The sequence below is a fragment of the Variovorax sp. MHTC-1 genome (assembly GCF_003984645.1).
Taxonomy (GTDB): domain Bacteria; phylum Pseudomonadota; class Gammaproteobacteria; order Burkholderiales; family Burkholderiaceae_C; genus Variovorax.
Window position 1 is genome coordinate 127,495 of the sequence record NZ_RWKI01000005.1, and the last position, 19,955, is coordinate 147,449.

23 protein-coding genes are annotated in these 19,955 nt (G+C 67.2%); 12 read left to right on the plus strand and 11 right to left on the minus strand.

The features are described from left to right. Positions 1 to 34 precede the first annotated feature (34 nt). Positions 35 to 1,018 carry a glycosyltransferase family 2 protein gene (locus EJI01_RS10505; protein ID WP_260602403.1) on the plus strand — a complete coding sequence of 328 codons (984 nt, stop codon included), beginning with the start codon at positions 35 to 37 and terminating at the stop codon, positions 1,016 to 1,018. Between the two features lie 106 nt (positions 1,019 to 1,124). Then, positions 1,125 to 2,960, plus strand: a complete 1,836-nt coding sequence (locus EJI01_RS10510; protein ID WP_221885665.1) for a glycosyltransferase family 2 protein — start codon at positions 1,125 to 1,127, stop codon at positions 2,958 to 2,960. Between the two features lie 23 nt (positions 2,961 to 2,983). On the opposite strand, the gene EJI01_RS10515 is transcribed toward EJI01_RS10510, so the two are convergent. After that, entirely contained in the window at positions 2,984 to 3,742 is a 759-nt protein-coding gene (locus EJI01_RS10515; protein ID WP_126837057.1) for a glycosyltransferase family 2 protein, read from the minus strand. Positions 3,743 to 3,786: 44 nt separating this feature from the next. On the opposite strand from EJI01_RS10515, the gene EJI01_RS10520 reads away from it, so the two are divergent. Continuing rightward, on the plus strand, positions 3,787 to 4,881 hold the full coding sequence (locus EJI01_RS10520) for an MraY family glycosyltransferase (RefSeq protein WP_126837058.1): 1,095 nt from the start codon (positions 3,787 to 3,789) through the stop codon (positions 4,879 to 4,881). 46 nt (positions 4,882 to 4,927) lie between these two features. Next, on the plus strand, positions 4,928 to 5,821 hold the full coding sequence (argB, locus tag EJI01_RS10525; RefSeq protein WP_126837059.1) for an acetylglutamate kinase: 894 nt from the start codon (positions 4,928 to 4,930) through the stop codon (positions 5,819 to 5,821). Between the two features lie 110 nt (positions 5,822 to 5,931). Here argB and galE read toward each other — a convergent pair whose 3' ends face one another. After that, a complete protein-coding gene (galE, locus tag EJI01_RS10530; protein WP_126837060.1) occupies positions 5,932 to 6,951 on the minus strand; it encodes a UDP-glucose 4-epimerase GalE in 1,020 nt (339 codons plus the stop codon). 124 nt (positions 6,952 to 7,075) lie between these two features. On the opposite strand from galE, the gene slmA reads away from it, so the two are divergent. Beyond that, on the plus strand, positions 7,076 to 7,723 hold the full coding sequence (gene slmA / locus EJI01_RS10535; RefSeq protein WP_126837061.1) for a nucleoid occlusion factor SlmA: 648 nt from the start codon (positions 7,076 to 7,078) through the stop codon (positions 7,721 to 7,723). A 111-nt stretch (positions 7,724 to 7,834) separates the two neighbouring features. Further along, positions 7,835 to 9,355, plus strand: coding sequence for a catalase (locus tag EJI01_RS10540; protein WP_126837062.1), 1,521 nt, complete (start codon positions 7,835 to 7,837; stop codon positions 9,353 to 9,355). Between the two features lie 195 nt (positions 9,356 to 9,550). On the opposite strand, the gene EJI01_RS10545 is transcribed toward EJI01_RS10540, so the two are convergent. From EJI01_RS10545 to EJI01_RS10555, 3 genes are all read right to left on the minus strand, one after another. Then, positions 9,551 to 10,063 (minus strand): BON domain-containing protein, encoded by a 513-nt coding sequence (locus EJI01_RS10545; protein ID WP_185878892.1) that lies wholly within the window; start codon positions 10,061 to 10,063, stop codon positions 9,551 to 9,553. A 17-nt stretch (positions 10,064 to 10,080) separates the two neighbouring features. Then, positions 10,081 to 10,326, minus strand: coding sequence for a hypothetical protein (locus EJI01_RS10550; protein ID WP_126837064.1), 246 nt, complete (start codon positions 10,324 to 10,326; stop codon positions 10,081 to 10,083). A gap of 68 nt (positions 10,327 to 10,394) precedes the next feature. After that, positions 10,395 to 11,111, minus strand: coding sequence for a hypothetical protein (locus tag EJI01_RS10555; RefSeq protein WP_126837065.1), 717 nt, complete (start codon positions 11,109 to 11,111; stop codon positions 10,395 to 10,397). Between the two features lie 287 nt (positions 11,112 to 11,398). Here EJI01_RS10555 and EJI01_RS10560 point away from each other — a divergent pair, with 287 nt between their 5' ends. Next, on the plus strand, positions 11,399 to 12,031 hold the full coding sequence (locus EJI01_RS10560; RefSeq protein ID WP_126837066.1) for a LysE family translocator: 633 nt from the start codon (positions 11,399 to 11,401) through the stop codon (positions 12,029 to 12,031). On the opposite strand, the gene EJI01_RS10565 is transcribed toward EJI01_RS10560, so the two are convergent. After that, complete coding sequence (locus tag EJI01_RS10565) at positions 12,032 to 13,066, minus strand: L-idonate 5-dehydrogenase (protein WP_126837067.1); 1,035 nt, start codon at positions 13,064 to 13,066, stop codon at positions 12,032 to 12,034. Between the two features lie 13 nt (positions 13,067 to 13,079). Beyond that, complete coding sequence (locus EJI01_RS10570; protein WP_126837068.1) at positions 13,080 to 13,919, minus strand: glucose 1-dehydrogenase; 840 nt, start codon at positions 13,917 to 13,919, stop codon at positions 13,080 to 13,082. 89 nt (positions 13,920 to 14,008) lie between these two features. Here EJI01_RS10570 and EJI01_RS10575 point away from each other — a divergent pair, with 89 nt between their 5' ends. Beyond that, a complete protein-coding gene (locus EJI01_RS10575; RefSeq protein ID WP_260602405.1) occupies positions 14,009 to 14,320 on the plus strand; it encodes a DUF1090 family protein in 312 nt (103 codons plus the stop codon). Between the two features lie 28 nt (positions 14,321 to 14,348). Here the strand turns inward: EJI01_RS10575 and EJI01_RS10580 are convergent, their stop codons facing one another. Beyond that, entirely contained in the window at positions 14,349 to 15,080 is a 732-nt protein-coding gene (locus tag EJI01_RS10580) for an MBL fold metallo-hydrolase (RefSeq protein WP_126837070.1), read from the minus strand. 104 nt (positions 15,081 to 15,184) lie between these two features. Here EJI01_RS10580 and EJI01_RS10585 point away from each other — a divergent pair, with 104 nt between their 5' ends. Continuing rightward, complete coding sequence (locus EJI01_RS10585) at positions 15,185 to 15,655, plus strand: hypothetical protein (protein WP_126837071.1); 471 nt, start codon at positions 15,185 to 15,187, stop codon at positions 15,653 to 15,655. Positions 15,656 to 15,674: 19 nt separating this feature from the next. Here EJI01_RS10585 and EJI01_RS10590 read toward each other — a convergent pair whose 3' ends face one another. Beyond that, on the minus strand, positions 15,675 to 16,970 hold the full coding sequence (locus EJI01_RS10590) for a UDP-N-acetylglucosamine 1-carboxyvinyltransferase (RefSeq protein ID WP_126837072.1): 1,296 nt from the start codon (positions 16,968 to 16,970) through the stop codon (positions 15,675 to 15,677). A 120-nt stretch (positions 16,971 to 17,090) separates the two neighbouring features. On the opposite strand from EJI01_RS10590, the gene EJI01_RS10595 reads away from it, so the two are divergent. Continuing rightward, a complete protein-coding gene (locus EJI01_RS10595) occupies positions 17,091 to 17,498 on the plus strand; it encodes an SRPBCC family protein (RefSeq protein ID WP_221885663.1) in 408 nt (135 codons plus the stop codon). Between the two features lie 9 nt (positions 17,499 to 17,507). Here the strand turns inward: EJI01_RS10595 and EJI01_RS10600 are convergent, their stop codons facing one another. Both EJI01_RS10600 and EJI01_RS10605 read right to left on the minus strand, forming a co-directional pair. After that, entirely contained in the window at positions 17,508 to 17,855 is a 348-nt protein-coding gene (locus EJI01_RS10600; protein WP_126837073.1) for a hypothetical protein, read from the minus strand. 68 nt (positions 17,856 to 17,923) lie between these two features. After that, positions 17,924 to 18,916: a hypothetical protein gene (locus EJI01_RS10605; protein ID WP_185878893.1), complete on the minus strand. Its 993-nt coding sequence runs from the start codon at positions 18,914 to 18,916 to the stop codon at positions 17,924 to 17,926. A gap of 291 nt (positions 18,917 to 19,207) precedes the next feature. On the opposite strand from EJI01_RS10605, the gene EJI01_RS10610 reads away from it, so the two are divergent. Both EJI01_RS10610 and EJI01_RS10615 read left to right on the plus strand, forming a co-directional pair. Continuing rightward, the gene (locus tag EJI01_RS10610; protein WP_126837075.1) at positions 19,208 to 19,429 is read left to right on the plus strand and encodes a hypothetical protein; all 222 of its coding nucleotides are present in this window, start codon (positions 19,208 to 19,210) and stop codon (positions 19,427 to 19,429) included. Continuing rightward, positions 19,426 to 19,902, plus strand: a complete 477-nt coding sequence (locus EJI01_RS10615; RefSeq protein WP_126837076.1) for a hypothetical protein — start codon at positions 19,426 to 19,428, stop codon at positions 19,900 to 19,902. Before EJI01_RS10610 ends, EJI01_RS10615 begins: the two co-directional genes overlap by 4 nt. The last annotated feature ends 53 nt before the right edge of the window (positions 19,903 to 19,955 follow it).

Consider the following 19,955-nt stretch of genomic DNA (forward strand, 5'->3'; position numbering starts at 1 on the left):
AACCTTTAAGATGCGGCCCTCATCCGGTTTCGCCTTGATTTCAGTCGCTCTCTGCACCCACAACGGCGCTCGCTTCATCGGCGAACAGATACGCAGCATTTGTCTTCAGACGCTGCCGCCGGGGGAGATCGTCCTCTCGGACGACGCCTCGACGGACGACGGCATCGAGGTCGCGCGTGCGGCGCTTCGAGAATGCGAGCGGGCAAAGCCGGGCCTTTCGATCGATCTGCGCGTCATCGAGAATTTGCCGCCGCTGCGGGTGACCAAGAACTTCGAACAGGCCGCCCTGGCGTGCAAGGGCGACCTGATTGCGCTCTGCGATCAAGACGACGTGTGGCACCCCGATCGGCTGGCGCGCATCGCGGCCGAGTTCGAGCGGCGCCCGGAGCTGCTGTTGCTGCACACCGATGCGCGGCTGGTGGGGGCGGCGCGGCAGGACCTTGGGGGGTCGCTGTTCCACGCGCTCGAGGTCAAGCCCTTCGAACTCGATTGGATTCACGGCGGCCGCGCATTCGACGTCTTTCTGCGTCGCAACCTGGTCACCGGTGCAACGACGGTGTTCCGCCGGTCGCTGCTGGCGCAGGCGGCGCCGTTTCCTGTCGAATGGCTGCACGACGAATGGCTCGCGATCATCGCCGCGGCCATCGGTCGTGTCGACGTGCTCGAAGACGAGCTGATCGACTATCGGCAGCACGAAAGCAACCAGATCGGCGCGCAGCGCGACTCGTTCCGGCGCAAGGTGCAGAAGGCACTTGCTTCGCGAGGCGACACGCACGTCAAGCGCGCCTTCAAGGCGGAGCTTCTTCTCGCGCGGCTGCTCGCCCTCGGCGACCTGGTCGCGGCCGAAACCATCGGCAAGGTTCGAGACAAGCTGGAGCACCAGCGCTTTCGCGCCGCATTGCCGCCCAGGCGCGTGACCCGCGTCGTGCCGGTGCTCCGCGAGGCGCTGAAGGGCCGTTACCAGAAATTCGGACGCGGCGTGCGCGGCGTGGTGCGCGATCTGTTCGAGTCGGTGTAGTCGACAGATGACCCGCGCTTCATCATTCGCCGCGCAAGCGCACCGCATCTGGCGTCTGGTGCGCGTCCTTCCCGCTGCGGTCTACAAGGGCGGGGGCGTGGGAGGCATGCTGGGCCGCTCCTGGCTGATCTTCCGGCGCTCCGGTTTTCAGGGCCTGAAAACCTCGTTCGGCATCCTGCTGCGCGGCGAAGGGCCGCCGCGCATGGTCGATGCCGGCACGCTCGATCGCAAGCACTACAGCGAGTGGGTGAAGCGCTACGACACGCTGACCGATGCGCTTCGTGACGCGATGAGGCGACGCGTCGCCGCCATGGACAGGCCGCCCTTGATATCCGTGGTCATGCCCGCCTACGACACCGATGGAGCCTGGCTGCGGGAGGCGATCGAATCGGTGCGCCGGCAGATCTATCCGCATTGGGAGCTGTGCATTGCCGACGATGCATCTCCGACGGAAGCGACGCGGGCGGTACTGGCGGAATACGCTGCGCTCGATCCGCGCATCAAGGTCGTGTTCCGGCCGCAGAACGGGCACATCGCTGCCGCTTCGAACAGCGCGCTCGAGCTGGCCAGCGGATCGTGGGTCGCGCTCATGGACCACGACGACCTGATTCCCGAGCATGCCTTGTTCTGGCTGGCCGATGCGATCGATCGCCATCCCGATGCGCGCCTGATCTATTCCGACGAAGACAAGATCGACAGCCAGGGCGTGCGCTCCGCGCCCTACTTCAAACCCGACTGGAACTTCGATCTTTTCCGATCGCAGAACATGTTCTCGCATCTGGGGGCCTTCACGACCGACCTGGTCCGCAGCGCAGGCGGTTTCAGGCTCGGCATGGAAGGCGCGCAGGACTATGACCTCGTCTTGCGCTGCATCGAGCGCGTGGCGCCCGGGCAGGTGCATCACATTCCGCGGGTGCTCTATCACTGGCGTGTGCATGCGGCGAGCACGGCAGCATCGACGGAGGTCAAGCCTTACGCACAGCAGGCCGGCGAGCGCGCATTGAACGAGCACCTCGCCCGCACCCACGTGCGCGGACGCGTGGAGGCCACCGCCGACGGCTATCGCGTGCACTACGCGTTGCCCGACCCGCCGCCGCTGGTGTCGCTTGTGATTCCGACGCGGAACGCAGCCGGGCTGGTGCGCCAGTGCATCGAGAGCATTCAGCAGAAGACGAGGTATCCGCGCTACGAGATCATCCTGGTCGACAACGGGTCGGACGATCCGGGAGCGCTGGACTACTTCCGTCGATTGGGCGAGCAGTCCGGCATCCGTGTCGTCCGGGACGACAGGCCGTTCAACTTTTCGGCGCTCAACAACGCGGCGGTCGAACTGGCGAACGGCGAACTTGTCGCCTTGATCAACAACGACATCGAGGTGATATCGCCCGACTGGCTGTCCGAGATGGCCGGCATCGCCTTGCAGCCCGGTGTGGGCGCCGTGGGCGCGCGCCTCTGGTATCCGGACATGACGCTTCAGCATGGCGGCGTGATCCTTGGCATCGGCGGTATCGCAGGGCACTCGCACAAGCGGCTGCAGGCCGGCGATCACGGCTATTTCCAGCGGGCTGTCCTGACCCAGTCGTTTTCCGTGGTGACGGCGGCATGCCTGGTGGTGCGCAAGAAGACCTACAAGGAAGTGGGCGGTCTCGACGACGAACACCTGCAGGTCGCATTCAACGACGTCGACTTCTGTCTGCGCTTGCGCGAGGCGGGCTATCGCAACGTGTGGACGCCGTATGCGGAGTTGTTCCATCACGAATCCGCCACGCGGGGGGACGACGTCGCACCGGCAAGGAAGGCCCGCTACGACCGGGAGCGGCAATACATGCTCGGGCGCTGGGGCGCGGCGCTGAAGGAAGACCCTGCCTACAGCCCGAACCTCACGCTCGATTTCGAGGATTTCAGCTACGCGTGGCCGCCGCGCCTGCCGCCGCTCGCATAGCGCGCGTTCCGCACGCGCGGCGGTCAGGCGCGGTATCGCGCTGCGAGCTTCCTATAGCGCCAGAACGCCCCCGACAGCCACACCTTCAGCAAGCTCGTCACATGCCAGTACAGATGCCGCAGGCTCGTCCGGCTGGCGCGCTGCGCATCGTGCAGCGCCGTCAGGTCCTCCGCCACCTGCAGCCTCCAGCCCGCCAGCCGGGTACGCGCACAAATGTCGAAGTCTTCGCCGTACATGAAGAAGCGCTCGTCGAAGCCGCCGACCTGGCGGTAGGCCTCGCTGCGGAACAGCATGAAGAGGCCGGGGATCCAATCCGGCACCAGCGGCAGCTCATAGTCCGGCCGCTTGCGCCTGAGGATCTCCAGCGGCGTGATGATCGCGCGGTGCTGCTCCGGCGCGCTCTTGCCGGGCTCGAGAATTCGCGGGGTCAGCAGGCCGCTGTCGGGCGCCGCCTGCGCGATCAGCGGCGCCAGCACGTCGCGGTCGAAGCGGATGTCGGGGTTGAGCACTAGGAACCAGGGCGTGGTGCAGCGATCGAACGCCTGGTTGTGGTTGGCGCCGAAGCCCAGGGGGACCGCGTTCTCGATGCGTTCGATCTCGAAACCCCACTGGGTGCCCGCCAGCAGGTCGGGCTCGGCGATGTTCTGCGTCAGTACGACCTTCGCCGTGAGCGCGCGGCTGAAGCGGTCCAGCTGCTCGAGCAGCGGGCGCACCAGTTCGAGCTGACCGTGGCTCACGATCGAGACCGTGACGGCGGGCGAGGAGGAGGGGGATGTGGACATGGTCTAATTTCGCCCGGGGATTCTAGGGTTCCCGATTTCCATCCATGCTTACCCTGATCGTCATCAGCTTTCTCGTCTCCGCCATGTCGGTGCTGTTCTTCATGCGCCGGGCGCGCCGCCATGCGCGGCGCTACGGCTCCGACATGCCGCAGCGCTTCCACAAGGGCCACGTGCCGCGGCTGGGCGGCGCCGGCATCTTCCTCGGCACGGGAGCCGCCTGGCTGGTGGCGGGCATACCGTCCGATCCCTTCAACGTCTCGTGGCCGCTCAAGGCCTCCGCCTTCACGCTGCTGTGCATCGCGCCGGCCGTGCTGGGCGGCATCATCGAGGACCTGACCCAGCGGGTCTCGGTGCGCTACCGGCTCGGGCTCACCATCGGCTCCGCGCTGCTCTTGTGCTGGCTGCTCGGCCTCGGCGTCTCGCGCACCGGCATCGGCTTCGTCGACGGCTGGCTGCAGGCCTGGCCCTACGCGGCGATCCTGTTCGCGGCCTTCGCCATCGGCGGCCTGCCGCACGCCTTCAACATCATCGACGGCTACAACGGCCTGGCCGGCACCGTGGCCGTGCTGGTGTGCCTCGCGGTCTCGCACGTGGCGCTGCAGGTCGGCGACCGGCAGCTCGCCGCCATGGTGATCTGCCTGGTGGGCGCGACGGCGGGCTTCCTGGTCTGGAACTACCCGCGCGGCAAGATCTTCGCCGGCGACGGCGGCGCCTATGTATGGGGCATGGTCATCGCGATCGCCGTGGTGACGCTGGTGCAGCGGCATCGCGTCGTCTCGCCCTGGTTCCCCATGCTGCTCCTGATCTACCCGGTGTGGGAGACGGTGTTCTCCATCTACCGCAAGATGGCGCGCGGCCAGTCGCCGGGCGATGCCGACGCGCTGCATTTCCACCAGCTGATCTTCCGGCGCATCGTCCGGGTGGCTTTCGCGGACGACGAGGCCCGGCAGCTGCTGGCGCGCAACAACCGCACTTCGCCCTACCTTTGGATGTTCGCGGCGCTGACCGTGGTGCCGGCCGTGCTGTTCTGGAACAACACGCCGGTGCTGATGGCCTTCTGCGCGCTGTTCGTCGCCACCTATGTCGCGGCCTATCTCATGATCGTGCGCTTCAAGGTCCCGCGCTGGCTCCGGCCCTGAGTTCCGTCACAATCCGCCGCATCCGTCGTCTACTCCACCGCCGACCATGACCGATCCCGTCCTCAACATCCCGCCGCGCGACAAGGCCGAGATCCTGGCTCAGGCGCTGCCGTACATCCGCAAATTCCACGGCAAGACCATCGTCATCAAGTACGGCGGCAACGCCATGACCGATCCGGCGCTGCAGGCCGACTTTGCCGAAGACGTGGTGCTGCTCAAGCTGGTCGGCATGAACCCGGTGGTGGTGCACGGCGGCGGCCCGCAGATCGAGGCGGCGCTCAACCGGCTCGGCAAGAAGGGCCACTTCATCCAGGGCATGCGCGTGACCGACTCCGAGACCATGGAGGTGGTCGAGTGGGTTCTGGCCGGCGAGGTGCAGCAAGACATCGTCGGCCTGATCAACCAGGCCGGCGGCAAGGCGGTGGGCCTGACCGGGCGCGACGGCGGCCTGATCCGCGCGCAGAAGCTCAAGATGGCGGACCGCAACGACCCCAACCTGCATCACGACGTGGGCCAGGTCGGCGACATCGTCTCGATCGACCCGAGCGTGGTCAAGGCGCTGCAGGACGATGCCTTCATCCCCGTCGTGAGCCCGATCGGCTTCGGCGAGGAGAACGAGAGCTACAACATCAACGCCGACGTGGTGGCCGGCAAGCTCGCCACCGTGCTCAAGGCCGAGAAGCTCATGCTGCTCACCAACACGCCCGGCGTGCTCGACAAGAACGGCAAGCTGCTGACCAACCTGAGCGCGCGCGAGATCGACGATCTGTTCGCCGACGGCACTATTTCCGGCGGCATGCTGCCGAAGATCGAAGGCGCGCTCGATGCGGCCAAGAGCGGCGTCAACACCGTGCACATCATCGACGGGCGCGTGCCGCATGCGATGCTGCTCGAGATCCTCACGGACCAGGCCTACGGGACGATGATTCGGGCGAGATAGGGCTCGCCCCCAGGCTGCGCGCACTTCGGGTTGCGCGCGCCTTCCCCCTACCGGGGGCAACACCAGCGGCCCGGCGAAGCCGGTTCCGCGGTGTTCCACGCCTGAGTGCCTTAGCTCTCGTACCCGCGCGGGTTGCTTTGCTGCCAGCGCCAGCTGTCCGCGCACATCTGTTCCAGCCCGCGCTCTGCGCGCCAGCCCAGCGTGGCCTGCGCGAGCGAGGGGTCGCCCCAGTAGGCCGGCACGTCGCCCGGCCGGCGCGGGCCGATCTCGTAGGCGATGGTCTTCCCGCTGGCGCGTTCGAAAGCCTTCACCACCTCCAGCACCGAGGCGCCCCGGCCGGTGCCCAGGTTGAGCGTGACCAGTCCGGGCTGCTTCTCGGCATGGCGCAGTGCCGCCACGTGGCCTTCGGCCAGGTCCATCACATGCACGTAGTCGCGCACGCCGGTGCCGTCGGGCGTCGGGTAGTCGCCGCCGTGCACCGCGAGCTTGTCGCGCAGGCCCACGGCCACCTGGCTGACGAAGGGCATCAGGTTGTTGGGCTTGCCCTGCGGGTGCTCGCCGATCAAGCCGCTCTCGTGGGCGCCGACCGGATTGAAATAGCGCAGCAGCGCGACGCGCCAGGCCGGGTGCGCGTGCTGCAGGTCGGCCAAGGCCTGCTCGACCATCCGCTTCGAATGGCCGTAGGGATTGGCCGGCCGGAGCGCCGCGCTTTCCGGGATCGGCGAGCTGTCGGGGTCGCCATAGACGGTGGCCGACGACGAGAAGATCAGCGTGCGCACGCCCGCCGCCTGCATCGCTGCCGCCAGCACGAAGCTGCCGTGCACGTTGTTGTCGTAGTAGGTGATCGGGTCGGCGACCGAGTCGCCCACCGCCTTCAGTCCCGCGAAGTGGATCACGCCGCCGATGGGCTCCTCGCGGAACAGCTTGTCGAGCAGCGCGCGGTCGCGCACGTCGCCTTCGATGAAGCGCGGCGCGGTGCCGGCGATGCGCGCCAGCCGGTCGAGGACGCGCACGTCGCTGTTGCCGAGGTTGTCCAGAATCAGCGGCGTGTATCCGGCCGCCGCCAGTGCCACGCAGGTGTGGCTGCCGATGAAGCCGGCCCCGCCGGTCACGAGAATCGTCGAACCCATCGTTTTTCTTTCGCTGATTGTGTGAAAAAAGCCCACCCATTCTGCGCGACGTACAGTGCATGCCCGGTTGGCACGCGCTCACTGCGCTGTGCGAGAATCAATTTTTTACATTTTGCACGCGCCCATGCAGAACGATGAGACAAGCGCCTCGCGCGCTGAAGACAGCAGTTCGGATCCGGTGGCAGTACCGACGCGCAAACGCCCCAAGCCGGGCGAGCGGCGCGTGCAGATCCTCCAGGCCCTGGCCGCCATGCTCGAACAGCCGGGCGCCGAGCGGGTGACGACCGCGGCGCTCGCGGCCCGGCTCGACGTCAGCGAGGCCGCGCTGTACCGGCACTTCGCGAGCAAGGCGCAGATGTTCGAGGGTCTGATCGACTTCATCGAGCAGAGCGTGTTCACGCTGATCAACCAGATCACCGAGCGCGAGGCGCCGGGCCACGAGCAGGCCGCGCGCGTCGTCGCGATGCTGGTGCAGTTCGCGGAGAAGAACCCGGGCATGACCCGTGTGATGGTCGGCGATGCGTTGGTTTACGAGAACGAGCGCTTGCAGAACCGCATGAACCAGTTCTTCGACAAGATCGAGTCCACCTTGCGCCAGTCGCTGCGCGGCGCGGCGGCGGCCGACGGCTCGGCCACGCCCAGCGTCGATGCGCAGGTGCGGGCCTCGACGCTCACGGCCTTCGTGGTCGGCCGGCTGCAACGCTTCGCGCGCTCGGGGTTTCGGCGTGCGCCTTCAGAGCATCTGGAAGCTGCGGTCGCGCTGATGCTCTGACTCTCCCCAAAGGGAGAGCCGCCTATCGCCGAGATAGGGGGATGTCATACACGTGCAGGATGTTCATCGCCAGAATCGATGGCTCCTGAACACTGCACAAGGCCAAGCCCCATGACCGAACCCCGCAAGCTCACCACCGAGAGTGGTGCCCCCGTCGAGAACAACCAGCAGTCGCAGACCGCCGGCCCCAACGGACCGGTGCTGATGCAGGACCACCACCTGATCGAGAAGCTCGCGCGCTTCGATCGCGAGCGCATTCCGGAGCGCGTGGTGCACGCGCGCGGATCGGGCGCCTTCGGCACCTTCGAAGTGACGGCCGACGTCAGCAAATGGACCAAGGCGCGCTTCCTCGGCCAGGTCGGCAAGAAGACCGAGGTGCTGGCCCGCTTCTCGACGGTGGCGCTCGAGCTCGGCTCTGCCGACACGGTGCGCGACCCGCGCGGCTTCGCGCTCAAGTTCTACACGGAAGAGGGCAACTACGACCTGGTCGGCAACAACACGCCGATCTTCTTCATCCGCGACCCGCTCAAGTTCCCCGACTTCATCCACTCGCAGAAGCGCGACCCCTACAGCCACGTGCAGGAGCCCAACAACGCTTGGGACTTCTTCTCTCATTCGCCCGAGGCCACGCACCAGTTCACCTGGCTGTTCGGCGACCGCGGCATCCCCAGGAGCTATCGCCACATGGACGGCTTCGGCTCGCACACCTTCCAGTGGGTCAATGCCAAGGGCGAGGCCTTCTGGGTCAAGTACCACTTCAAGACGAATCAGGGCATCGACTGCTTCACGGGCGAAGAGGCGCAGCGCGTGGGCGGCGAGAACCCGAACCACCATCACCTCGACCTCCTGCATTCCATCGAGCGCGGCGAGTTCCCCAGTTGGAAGGTGCAGGTCCAGATCATGCCGATGGCCGAGGCGCAGAACTACCGCTTCAACCCCTTCGACCTGACCAAAGTCTGGTCGCACAAGGACTACCCGAAGATCGACATCGGCACCCTCACGCTCGACCGCAACCCCGACAACTATTTCGCCGAGATCGAGCAGGCTGCGTTCAACCCCGCCAACTTCGTGCCGGGCATCGGCCCCTCGCCGGACAAGATGCTGCAGGGACGCCTCTTCAGCTACGGCGACACCCAGCGCTACCGCCTGGGCATCAATCACACGCAGCTGCCCGTGAACTGCCCGCATGCCACGAAAGCCGCCAACTATGGCCGCGACGGCGCGATGCGCTACGACAACGGCGGCCGCGCGCCGAACTACGAGCCCAACAGCTTCGGCGATGCGCCCAAGCAGAGCAACGAGCCGGTGTACGCCCCGCTGGAGATCCATGGCTGGACCGGCAGCCACGCCTGGACCAAGCATCCCGAAGACACCGACTTCGTGCAGGCCGGCGACCTCTACCGCCTGATGGACGAAGCCGCCAAGAGCCGCCTGGTCGCCAGCATCGCCGGCAGCCTCGGCGCCGTGACGCGGCAGGACATCATCGACCGCGCGGTCAACCACTTCCGCCAGGCCGATGCCGACTACGGCGAGCGCGTACACAACGCGGTGCGTGCCGTGCAGGCGCGCATCAAGGGCGACGAAGTGACGATCCAGGTCGGCAAGCCGGCGCACGCCGAGAGCCGGAGCTAATCAGGGCCTGTTAACGCCATTTGCGGGCAACGCCGCAGACGGCCCCTTGGCTGGGCAACCCGAAGGGGAAGGCCTGCCAGGGCGCGCCACTCGGCGTTGCGCTCCTTGTGCGTGCCGACGCACGCACGGCGTCGCGCGCCTTGATTGGCCCGCCCTGGCGGGCCTTCGCGACCCCGCAAATGGCGTTGACGGGCCCTAGTTCGTCGCGGTCACCTCGAGCCGGTTGTCGACCGAGCTGACGCCCTTCACGCCGCGGGCGATGGTTTCCGCCCGCGCCTTGGCTTCGGTGTTCGGGGCGGGGCCGGCAAGCTGCACGGCGCCGGCATTGGTGCGCACGTCGATGCGCCGGGCGCTCAGCTCCGGATCGCGCGCGAGCGCCGCGGTGACCGATGCCGTGATCGCCGCGTCGTCCGCCTTGGCGGTCAGCGCATCGCCGGCGTTCTTCAGCGCATCCTTGGCCGCCTCGACGTCCCGCTTCACGTCGGGCGACTCGAAGTAGGCCTTGGTGTTGTCGCGCGCCTTCTCCGCCAGCTCGGCGGCCTTGCGCGCGGCGGCCGCGGTCGCGTCCTTGGTCTTCTCCACGGCGGAGTCGACTTGTCTTTCGGCGCTCTGGTTGCCGGCCTCGTCGCTGCACGCCGTCAGCGACAGGATGGCGCCTGCCACCACGCACAGCGCCAGGCGGCCCGGTTTCAGTGCTCGCGGATTCATTGTCGTTCTCCCTTGCTTCATCGGCCGCGCAGCCGGTGCAGCATCGAGGCGAGGCGCGCGACGCCACCGGTACCGCTCGCCGCGCGGCCGATGAAGGCGCCGGCCGCAGCGCCGATCAAGGCCCGCCCGAGGATCGAGCGGCTGCGCCCTGTTGCCATCAACAGCAGCAGGCCGGCGCCGAGCACGATCAGATGTTCACCCGGCAGATCGGGACGGCGCGCATCCGCGGCCCGGACCGCCGCGAGCCAGGATTTTCTTTCCATGAGGCATCCTCGTTCAAAGACCTCTTCATAGACGAAGTCTCCGAACGTGGATGTAGGCGTCCGTCCGCTCAGTTGATCAGAAACAGATTGCGGCGCGCTTCGTCCTGGCGGCGCTGGCGCAGCGGCTTCTTGCACTGCGAGAGCTGGGCGTTGCCCGGTTGGGCGCAGCGGTTGTTGACGCAGACGGCGTGCGCAATGAAGTTGCGTCCATCGCATGCCGCCAGCGGCCCCCGCGCCGAGCGCCGGAAGCTCGCCGCATGCGCTGCCGCGGACGGCGCCGAGGCCTTGCGCGCGGCCTGGGCGTGGGCGCGCGTCTCGCGCTTCGGCGCGGGGCTCGCCGCGGGCGCCGCCGGCCCTTCATCGACGAAAACCGCAGCCGTCGGCCTCTCGTTCGAGGCGGCGGCATGGAAGCTCGAACCCATCGCCGGGAGCGCGACGGGAACCACGCTGGGCGCAGCCACCGGCATCACGGTCGGGGCCGAAGTGGCCGTCGCGGCCAGCGGCGGCTCCACCGTCGCGCCGCCGCCGTACCAGAGCCCGAGCAAGGCGAGCATCGTGGCCAGCGCCGCGCTGAAGCCCAGCACCGAGATCGCGAGCGTCAGCACCGCAGGCATGCGCTCGTCGTCGATGCCCGGCGCGTGCGAAGCGTCATCTGCGACGGCACCGGTCGCGAAGAAGGCCGGCAGCTTGCCCGCGCAACCTTTGCAGAACAGCGCCGATTCGCGGTTGATGGTCCGGCAGGTCTCGCAGACCACGGTGGTCGACTGGTCGCTGTGCAACAGCATTCTCGACAAGTCGATCAAGCCGCCGAAGGCCTCTGCAGACACTGGCCTGGGTGAGGAGATGAAGTTTGCAGTGAGGGCGACCATGTTGAGCTCTTCGCGTCAAGGCATTGAATACCGGTTCCCGAAACGCCGATCTCCTTCTTCGCCGGAGCTCGACAATCGAATTAACGAAGCCTCGATGCGGTGCCCACTTCGGAGAACGGCCGCAGCAGATGTAGGACGAAAGGCTGCGGCGATACGCCCTGCAACAAGCGCTCTGCGCGCTTGCTTCGGCTAAGCTGCGCCGCATGAACACCGCAACCCTGCTCGTTTTCGCTTTCGTCGCGCTGGTGGCCATTGCCACGCCCGGTCCTACCGTGCTGCTCGCACTCGCCAACGGCTCGCGTTTCGGCGTGCGGCGCTCGCTGCCCGGCATGCTGGGCGCGGTCGCCTCCGACTTCGTGCTGGTGGGCGCGGTGGCGCTCGGCCTCGGCGCCTTGCTGGCAGCGTCGGAGTTCTGGTTCTCGGTGCTCAAGTGGGTGGGCGCGGCCTACCTGGCCTGGCTCGGCATCCGGCTCCTGCGCTCGCAGGGCGGGCTGGACCTCTCGCAGGAAGGCGAGGTGCCGAGCGGCGCGACGCCGCGCGCCATCTTTGCCAAGTCCTTTCTGGTGGCCGTGACCAATCCCAAGGGCTATCTCTTCTGCTCCGCGCTGATGCCGCAATTCATCGATCCGGGCGCAGCGCAATGGCCGCAGTACGCAGCCATCGGCATCGTGTTCGCGGGCCTCGACTTCTCGGTGATGCTGGCCTATGCCGTGATCGGCGCGCGCGCCGTCAAGCTGCTGCGGCAGCGCGCGGTGCTGTGGCTGGACCGCTGTTGCGGCGGCGCGCTGCTGGCGCTGGCAGGGTCGCTGGCCTTCTACCGGCGCAGCAGCACCTGATCAGTCGAAGTTCAGCAGCACCTTCATGGCCTGAGAGCGATCGGCCGCCAGCGCAAAGGCGCGCGCCGAGTCGCGGTAGGACAAGGTCGCCGAGATCAGCGGCTTCACGTCGACCAGCCCCTTGTTGAGCAGCTCCACCGCCACCGCGAACTCCTCGTGGAAGCGGAAGGCTCCGCGCAGGTCGAACTCCTTGGCCACGATGGTGTTGATCGGCAGCGTCATCTCGCCGCCCAGCCCCAGCTGCACGATGATGCCGCGCGGGCGCAGCGCATCGAAGGCGCCGACCAGCGCACGCTGGTTGCCGCTGGCCTCGAACAGCACGTCGAAGCGGCCCTTGTCGGCCGTGAAGCGCGCCAGGCCGTCGGGCTCCTCGGCCACGTTGACGACCTCGTCGGCCCCGACCTTCCGCGCCTTGCCCAGCGTGTGCGCACCGACGTCGGTGGCCACGATGTGGGTGGCACCGGCGCGCCGCGCCGCGATGATGGCCAGCGCGCCGATCGGCCCGCAGCCGGTGACCAGCACGCTCTTGCCCAGCAGCGGTCCCGCGCGGCGCACTGCGTGCAGCGCCACCGACAGCGGCTCGGCCATCGAGCCTTCGCCATCGCTTACCGTGTCGGCCAGCCGATGCGCTTGCCAGTGCTCCACCACGATCTGCTGGCGGAAGGCGCCCTGCACATGCGGCGTGCGCATCGCGCTGCCGTAGTAGCGCATGTCGAGGCAGTGGTTCTGCAGGCCCTGCTGGCAGTAGCGGCACAGCCCGCAGGGGCGGCTCGGGCTGATGGCGACGCGTTCGCCGGCCGCGAAGCCGCCCGCGCCGTCGCCCACGGCCTCGATCACGCCGGCCACTTCATGGCCCAGCACCATCGGCTCCTTGATGCGGATGGTGCCGAAGCCGCCATGCTGGTAGTAGTGCAGGTCGGAGCCGCAGATGCCGCCGCAGCGCACGCGCACCTGCAGCTGGCCCGGGCCGAGCTCGGGGGTGGCGACTTCTTCGACGCGCAGATCGCCGGGGGCGTGGATGATGAGAGCTTCCATGCTGGTTCCTTCTCTAGAGCGTGGCCGTCACGCCGCCATCGACGTACAGGACGTGGCCGTTGACGAAGTTGGAGGCGTCGCTCGCGAGGAACACCGCCGCGCCGACCAGGTCTTCCACATCGCCCCAGCGGCGCGACGGCGTGCGGTTCACCAGCCAGGCGGTGAACTCTTCGTTCCTCACCAGCGCATCGGTCAGCTCGGTCTTGAAGTAGCCCGGCCCCAGGCCGTTGACCTGGATGCCGTGCTGGCCCCAGTCGATCGCCATGCCCTTGGTCAGCATCTTCACCGCGCCCTTGCTCGCCGTATAGGGCGCGATGCCGGGACGGCCGAGCTCGCTTTGCACCGAGCAGATGTTGATGATCTTGCCGCGCCGGCGCGGGATCATCCGGCGCGCCACGGCCTGGCCGACCAGGAAGACGCTGTCGACATTGGTCTTCATCAGCTCGTGCCAGTGCGCTTCCTCGAACTGGTCGAGCGGGCCGCGGCGCTGCATGCCGGCGTTGTTGACGAGGATGTCGATGGCGCCGATGTCGGCCTCGATGCGCGCGATGGCCGCGCCCACCGCCTCGCCCGAAGTGACGTCGAAGGCGGCGGTGAAGACGCTGAAGCCTTCCTCGCGCAGCCGTTGCGCGGCCTGTTCGAGCTTGTCGGCGCTGCGCGCGTTGAGGATCACGCGCGCGCCGGCTCCCGCCAGTCCGCGCGCCAGGGCGTAGCCGATGCCGGCGCTGGAGCCGGTGATGAGGGCGGTGCGCCCGCTGAGGTCGAAGCTTTTGAGGACGGGATTCAAGGCAGTGACTCCATAGAGAGATGGGTATTGTGCGGTCGAGCCGTGCGCAGTATCGCGTCCGCCCATCCCCGCCCGCCCGATGGCGAGAGGTTGCTGGCAAACTCAGCTTCTTCTTCCTCTCTCAGGGCACCGGTATGCGCGTGAAACCTTGCTTCTTGGCCCTCGCGCTGGCTCTATCGATCCCCTCGATCGCGCAGCCCACGGACCAGGCGGACACCGCCGGTTGCAAAGCCGAGGAAGCCGCACTCGAGCGCGAGATCGATCTCGCTCGCTCCAAGGGCCAGATGCTGCGCCGGCGGCAACTGGCCGAGGCCCTGGTTGCACTGCAAACTCGTTGCAAGACGCTGGCCCCCGAGCAGAGTCGCGCGGCGAAAATTCAGCGGCTCGAGCAGGATATCCGCGAGCTTCGTCTGGAGCTCGAGCGTGCAGAGGAACAACTGCGCGAGCTGAAATCCGCGGCGCCGTGACGGCTCGCTCACATCGGTGGAGCGGAACTCAATGCGGGGCCGAGAGTTCGGTTGAAAGATTGCGCAACAGCGTCGCGCCATCTCCGTGCCACGCGCTCCCGTGCATGCATGCGAGCGTGCGGGGCTCCTGCTGTGCGAGCCCGGCCAGCAACGCGGCCGTTTGCGGTGCATGTGCGTAGTAGTCCATCTGGCGTCGAAACGCCTCGCTGGGTCCCAGGATGTCGGTATCGACCAGCGCCCGCTCACTGTTGCCCGGCTGGGTGAAGAGGTCGCCGCAGAAGAAGGTGCGCGTGTGCGCGTCCATCATCAGCCCGCACTCCCAGCCGTGCGGAAGATGAGGCGTGTCGAACCAGCGCATCGTGTGCGTGCCGAGCGCGAGTTCTTCTCCATCGGCGAGCGCGCGCGGCGGGCGATCGGCCATGTCGGCTATCGAGACCATGGCCGCGATGCTGCCGCACAGGGGCACGGCCTGCGGCGCCGCGGCCAGAAACAAGTTGAGCGCACCGCACTCGTCCGCCTCGACATGGGACAGCCCGATGTAGCGCAGGCCCTCGACCGGCATCACGCTTGCGATGGCTTCGCTCACCAGTGGGAAGAGCTGGCGCGGGCCGGAATGGAACAGCAACGGCTGGTCGTCGACCACCAAATATTGGTTGTAGCTGAACAGGTTGCCGTCGGGCAGCGGTACCGGGGTGTTGATGCGGAATATGCCCGAGGCGATTTCCTGCACGTTGGTGCCGGCTTGCGGATTCGTGATCATGCGCGTCTCCTGTGCCAAGCCCGCCACCTTACTCCGATTCGGCAAGTGCAGACACCTTCGCTACTACGGTTGAGCGTGACACGGCACCGTCGCTAGACTTGGGAATGTCCAGAGCACTGTTCGCCCTCGTCCTCTTGCTGCTCGCCTGCAGTGCGCAAGCCCAGCGCGAGCCTCCTTCCAGCATCGAGATCCGATCGGCGTATTGCATCAGCGTGCTGAACGGCCGGGCCAGGGATGCGCAAATGCACGCTTCTCTGCCCGCGCCCAGGTCGCTGCAGGAGAGCTTCCGGGAATTGCAGGCGGGCTACGAACAAGACGTGCGCCGCCTCCGAAGTTACCTCGTGCCCCGGATGAAGCATCTGGACGGAGAGGCGCTGCTGGCGGCGGCCGACCGAGGGCAGTCCGACGTGAACTCATTCCTGCGGACGCAGCTTGCTTGCAACACCCGCTGCGACGCGAAGCCGGCACCCGTTCCAGACGCCAGCGCAAAAAACAATGCGTGCCTCGGCGCTTGCTCAGCGGAGGACCCCGCGGCCGATCGGGTCAAGGCATGCAGCCCGGTGAACTGGTTGTGATCTCGACCCTTAACAGGCCCTAGTCGCCCGCCACCCACTCCACCGTCGCGCCGAGCGCGTTGAGGTTCTCGACGAAGTGAGGGTGTGCACGCCGTATCGGCAATGCATTCAAGATGGTCGAGCGGCCTTCGATGCTCGCGGCCAACATGAAGAGGGCAATCGCGACGCGGATGATGTAGGGGCTCTCGACGGTCGCGGGCACGAGCGGCTTGCCGCCATAGACGATGAGCCGGTGCGGATCGCACAGCACCGCGTGCGCGCCGAACTTGCCGAGCTCCGAACTCCAGCCGAGCGCGCCTTCATACACCTTGTTCCAGAACATCACCGAGCCTTCGGCGCGCACGCCCAGCGCGACGAAGATCGGCAGCAGGTCGGCTGGCACGTAGGGCCAGGGCGCCGCCTCCACTTTCTGGAGGATGTTGGTCGTGAACGGCGGGCGCACCCGGAGCGGCCCGCCGACATGCGCCCGGCTGAAGCCGTCGCGGTGCTCGAGCTCCACGCCGAATTTGGCGAAGGTCCGGTCGAGAAGCGGGAACTGCGCCGATGCGCCATTGCGCACCGCCACGTCGCCCCCAGTGATTGCGCTCAACGCCAGGAAGGTGGCGACCTCGTGGAAGTCGTCGGCGAAGGTGTACTCGGCGCCGCCGAGCGAATCCAAGCCCTCGACCTGCAGCTGAGAGCCGCCGGTGCCGGCGATGCGGGCGCCCATCGAGGCCAGGAAGGCGCAGAACTCCTGCACGTGCGGCTCGCACGCGGCATTGGTGAGCCGCGATCGGCCCTGCGCCGTCACGGCGCAGAGCACGAAGTTCTCGCTCGTGGTGACCGAGGCGTAGTCCAACCAATGGTCCGTGGCCACGAAGCGGCGGGGCGCCCTGATCGTCACCGCCCCAGGCTCCATCGCCACCTCTGCCCCGAAGGCGCGGAAGACCTCGATGTGCGGATCCATCTCGCGCACGCCCAGCGTACAGCCGGTGACGTCGTCCTCGATCCTGGCGACGCCGAAGCGATGAAGCATCGCCGGCACGAGCATGATCGAAGAGCGCATGCCCGCCGGCACGCGGGCCCGGCTGGCATCCAGCAACGGGCCATGGCGCAGCTTCAGCGTGCCGCCGGCGCCCATCTCGACCGTCGAGCCCAGCTCGCGGAAGAACGCCAGCAGCTTGCTCACGTCGGTGATGTCCGGGACGCCGTGAAGAACCACCGGTTCATCGGTGAGCAGCGTGGCGCACAGCACTGGAAGCACCGCGTTCTTGTTTGCCGACGGCGAGACGGTGCCGGCGAGCGGACGGCCGCCGTGGACGATCAGATGGCTCATGACTGATGCTGCTTCCTGGCAAAAAGTGCCAATGATGCCCGCTTGGGCGATGCTTCCAGGTCGTTTCAAATAAGCCGGGACGTGGCAGCATGCGCCGACAGCAAGAAAGAGAGGCACAACGTGGCATTGCACGAAGCGATGGTCGTCAGCCAGGCGGTCGACGTCTCCGCGGAAGCCGTCTACGCCTTCGCCCGGCAGATGGAGAATCTGCCGCTCTGGGCGTCCGGCTTGGCCAAGGGTATCGAGCAACGTGGCGGGGAATGGTTCGCCGACTCGCCGATGGGCCAGGTCAAGGTGACGATGGCTCCCGCCAATTCGTTCGGCGTGCTCGACCATGACGTCACGCTCCCGGATGGCGTCAGCGTCCACAACGCGTTCCGGGTGACACCCTGTGGCAATGGGAGCTTGTTGACATTTGTCGTGCTTCGATCGGCCGGCGCCAGCCAGGAGAGCTTCGACGCTGACGTAGCGCATGTACGTCAGGACCTCCTGGCCTTGAAGCAGCAGCTCGAGCAGCAAGCTGCTTGACGACGCCTGCTATGCGGCCCGGTCTTTCAGGGCCCTGACAGCTCGGCGATAGATCAAGATCATGGAAACCAGGCCAAAGAAGGATGCCATGGTCGAGGCCAGCGCGATCGCAAACAGTACCCCTGGCACCGCATCGTCCGTGGCAAGGAGCGCGAGAACCAGGCAAGCCGCCCACAGTGCACCCCAGCGCAGGATGTAGATGTCCATGTACGTTGTCAGCCAGACGTAGTTCCGGCTCCTGATCGCGGCACGCTCGGGCGCGCTTGCGTGGGCCGGAGTCGGCTCCAAAGCGGAGATCGGCCACCAGAACCGGATCCAGACAGAGCCGGCATTGGCGTTTTCCTTGGGGGGTGTCATCAGGCCTCCAGCCTAACCCTTCGCGCCAGCCTTCCCGACAAGGCGGCCCGGCCCGATGCCGGGCTGGCTCAGTCGTCCTTGCCGCTGGAGCGGTCGTTCAGGAACTCGAAGGTGGCCTGCCAGGTCTGCGGCGAGTTCAGGATGCCGAGGTGCCCGGTGCGCAGGATGGGATCGTAGGCGCCCTGGCCCGTGAACACGATCTCGCGCGCGCCGCGCAGGCTGGCGCTCCTGGAGAAGTCCGTCGGCCTGCCGAACGAGTCCACGGCGGGCACCGGCGCAATCGAGCCGTCCTGCACCGGGAAGTAGACGAAGCTGGCATCACCGTTGCGGATCACCAGCACGCGCGTGGGTCCGTCGTTCTCGTTGCGCCCGTTGCGCCCATTGAGCAGGCGCAGGAAGGGCGTGTCGGGCGAGCCCAGCTCCTGGCACACGTCGCTCGCCGGCGTGAAGCCGCCCGCCGCCGGCGCCTGCCAGTAGTTGGCGGGGTCGGGCGAGCAGTTGACGATGCCGTGGTTGGGCCCGTCGATCGCGACGAAGCGGCGCACCATGTGGTGCGCCTCGTCCTGCCGCATCCATTCGCGCGCGAGCGTCACGCCCAGGCTGTGCCCCACGATGTCCACCCGCCTGGCGCCCGTGAAGTCCATCACCGCGCGCACGAAGCGGCGCAGGTCGGGCACGTTGGCCGCATTGGTGTGGGCGATGCTCGAACGGCGCGTCTGGTCCGCGGCCAGGTCGCATTGGTCGCCCTGGTAGCCCACGCCCCAGAGTTCGCTGGTGGAATAGCCGTTGTCGGCAAGGTACTGCGCCATTGCCTGAACGCGCCCGTAGGGATTGCAGGCGGTGGCGAACGGTGTGTCGTTGTTGCCGTGAATGAAAATGACCGGCGTTCGCGTCACCGGCCCGGCGGCGCCGAAGCCGATGAGCGGCCGGGCGAGCGAGGTGTCTTCGATCGAAGGAAAGCCCGGTGGCAGCGTGTTGCCCACGAGACCCGCTGCCTGCGCGACGGCGGCCGCGGTCACGAAGGTGGCGAGAGCGGCGGCATGGCGAATCCACGTTTTCATCAGCGGGCTCCTTCTTTGGCGCTCGCGATGATGCCGACCAAAGCCATCGCTGGCAAGGTTCGCCGCGAGACGGCGCTGAAATGCGCAGGCGCGGTCGACATGTCTGCGGCCTGAGCGCTGAAAGTCCATGCCATGCCATGCCATGCCATGCCATGCCATGCCATGCCATCGACCAGCGGTGCGCGCTGAGGCGATGAGTGCGCGGAGCTAGGCATGCCGCTGCGGTGCGCTCCTACATGCATCGCCGAGAGATGCGATGTACGTTGTCATTCCAGCCGAAGGAGACACGTCATGGCCGCTCAGCAGACTCCATCCCGTTCACGGACCCCCGGCAAACCGAGGGTTCTTCCCGAGTGCCCTGCAACCGTTGTTCCTGCGGAAGCCGATAGCGACAGCGAGTATGCGGACGCGACCGAATCCACGGGCGGCAGCGCCGCCGACCAGGCGGACGCGGTCAAATCGGTCGGGGATCAGAACGCCCCAGGTTCCGTCAAGCGCAAACAAGCCTCATGACCCGCCTTGAAGCAGTGGGGTGCATGCCGCTGATGCCGGGGATTGTCATCCGCCTCGGTGCGTATCTTGACTGCGAGAAGGAGCAATCCATGCCTTCACCCACAAGCTTCGCCCGAAGAGACAGTCGGGGCACGCCCCCGGTGCCCGCGAGCTCATCGAGCTACGCCGAAGCCATCGCGCCGCCATCGGATGCCGAGTTGTGCGAGCGCGCGGTGCTGACGATCTGGCGCAGTCTGGATGAGCACGATCTCGTGGACGAGCGGGTACGGGCCGAGCTGGCAGGCGTCCTCGAGCCATTGATCGTTCTTGAAATGGGAGACCGCCTGCAACGGTTGATCAACACGCTGCGGCTGCCGAACCCGATCGACGCGTCGCACCTGTATTGGCTCACTCGCCGGCTCCTGACTTTTGTTCCCGAACTGCAAGCCATGGCGGCCAAGCCGGGAGGCAATGGAGGGCCGCCCCTCGCCTGACGATGACGTTCGGCGCGAAGTGGGGACTGGCGCAAACCTGCCTGATCCTGCTG

Coding starts and splice junctions, on each gene's coding strand:
- EJI01_RS10550 (WP_126837064.1), bottom strand. CDS start 10,326: ATGGAAAGAAAATCCTGGCTCGCGGCGGTCCGGGCCGCGGATGCGCGC.
- EJI01_RS10570 (WP_126837068.1), bottom strand. CDS start 13,919: ATGGGCGGACGCGATACTGCGCACGGCTCGACCGCACAATACCCATCT.
- EJI01_RS10555 (WP_126837065.1), bottom strand. CDS start 11,111: ATGCTGTTGCACAGCGACCAGTCGACCACCGTGGTCTGCGAGACCTGC.
- EJI01_RS10565 (WP_126837067.1), bottom strand. CDS start 13,066: ATGGAAGCTCTCATCATCCACGCCCCCGGCGATCTGCGCGTCGAAGAA.
- EJI01_RS10560 (WP_126837066.1), top strand. CDS start 11,399: ATGAACACCGCAACCCTGCTCGTTTTCGCTTTCGTCGCGCTGGTGGCC.
- EJI01_RS10610 (WP_126837075.1), top strand. CDS start 19,208: ATGGCCGCTCAGCAGACTCCATCCCGTTCACGGACCCCCGGCAAACCG.
- EJI01_RS10590 (WP_126837072.1), bottom strand. CDS start 16,970: ATGAGCCATCTGATCGTCCACGGCGGCCGTCCGCTCGCCGGCACCGTC.
- EJI01_RS10515 (WP_126837057.1), bottom strand. CDS start 3,742: ATGTCCACATCCCCCTCCTCCTCGCCCGCCGTCACGGTCTCGATCGTG.
- EJI01_RS10605 (WP_185878893.1), bottom strand. CDS start 18,916: ATGAAAACGTGGATTCGCCATGCCGCCGCTCTCGCCACCTTCGTGACC.
- EJI01_RS10585 (WP_126837071.1), top strand. CDS start 15,185: ATGTCCAGAGCACTGTTCGCCCTCGTCCTCTTGCTGCTCGCCTGCAGT.
- galE (WP_126837060.1), bottom strand. CDS start 6,951: ATGGGTTCGACGATTCTCGTGACCGGCGGGGCCGGCTTCATCGGCAGC.
- EJI01_RS10580 (WP_126837070.1), bottom strand. CDS start 15,080: ATGATCACGAATCCGCAAGCCGGCACCAACGTGCAGGAAATCGCCTCG.
- EJI01_RS10600 (WP_126837073.1), bottom strand. CDS start 17,855: ATGACACCCCCCAAGGAAAACGCCAATGCCGGCTCTGTCTGGATCCGG.
- EJI01_RS10520 (WP_126837058.1), top strand. CDS start 3,787: ATGCTTACCCTGATCGTCATCAGCTTTCTCGTCTCCGCCATGTCGGTG.
- slmA (WP_126837061.1), top strand. CDS start 7,076: ATGCAGAACGATGAGACAAGCGCCTCGCGCGCTGAAGACAGCAGTTCG.
- argB (WP_126837059.1), top strand. CDS start 4,928: ATGACCGATCCCGTCCTCAACATCCCGCCGCGCGACAAGGCCGAGATC.
- EJI01_RS10510 (WP_221885665.1), top strand. CDS start 1,125: ATGCTGGGCCGCTCCTGGCTGATCTTCCGGCGCTCCGGTTTTCAGGGC.
- EJI01_RS10615 (WP_126837076.1), top strand. CDS start 19,426: ATGACCCGCCTTGAAGCAGTGGGGTGCATGCCGCTGATGCCGGGGATT.
- EJI01_RS10540 (WP_126837062.1), top strand. CDS start 7,835: ATGACCGAACCCCGCAAGCTCACCACCGAGAGTGGTGCCCCCGTCGAG.
- EJI01_RS10545 (WP_185878892.1), bottom strand. CDS start 10,063: ATGAATCCGCGAGCACTGAAACCGGGCCGCCTGGCGCTGTGCGTGGTG.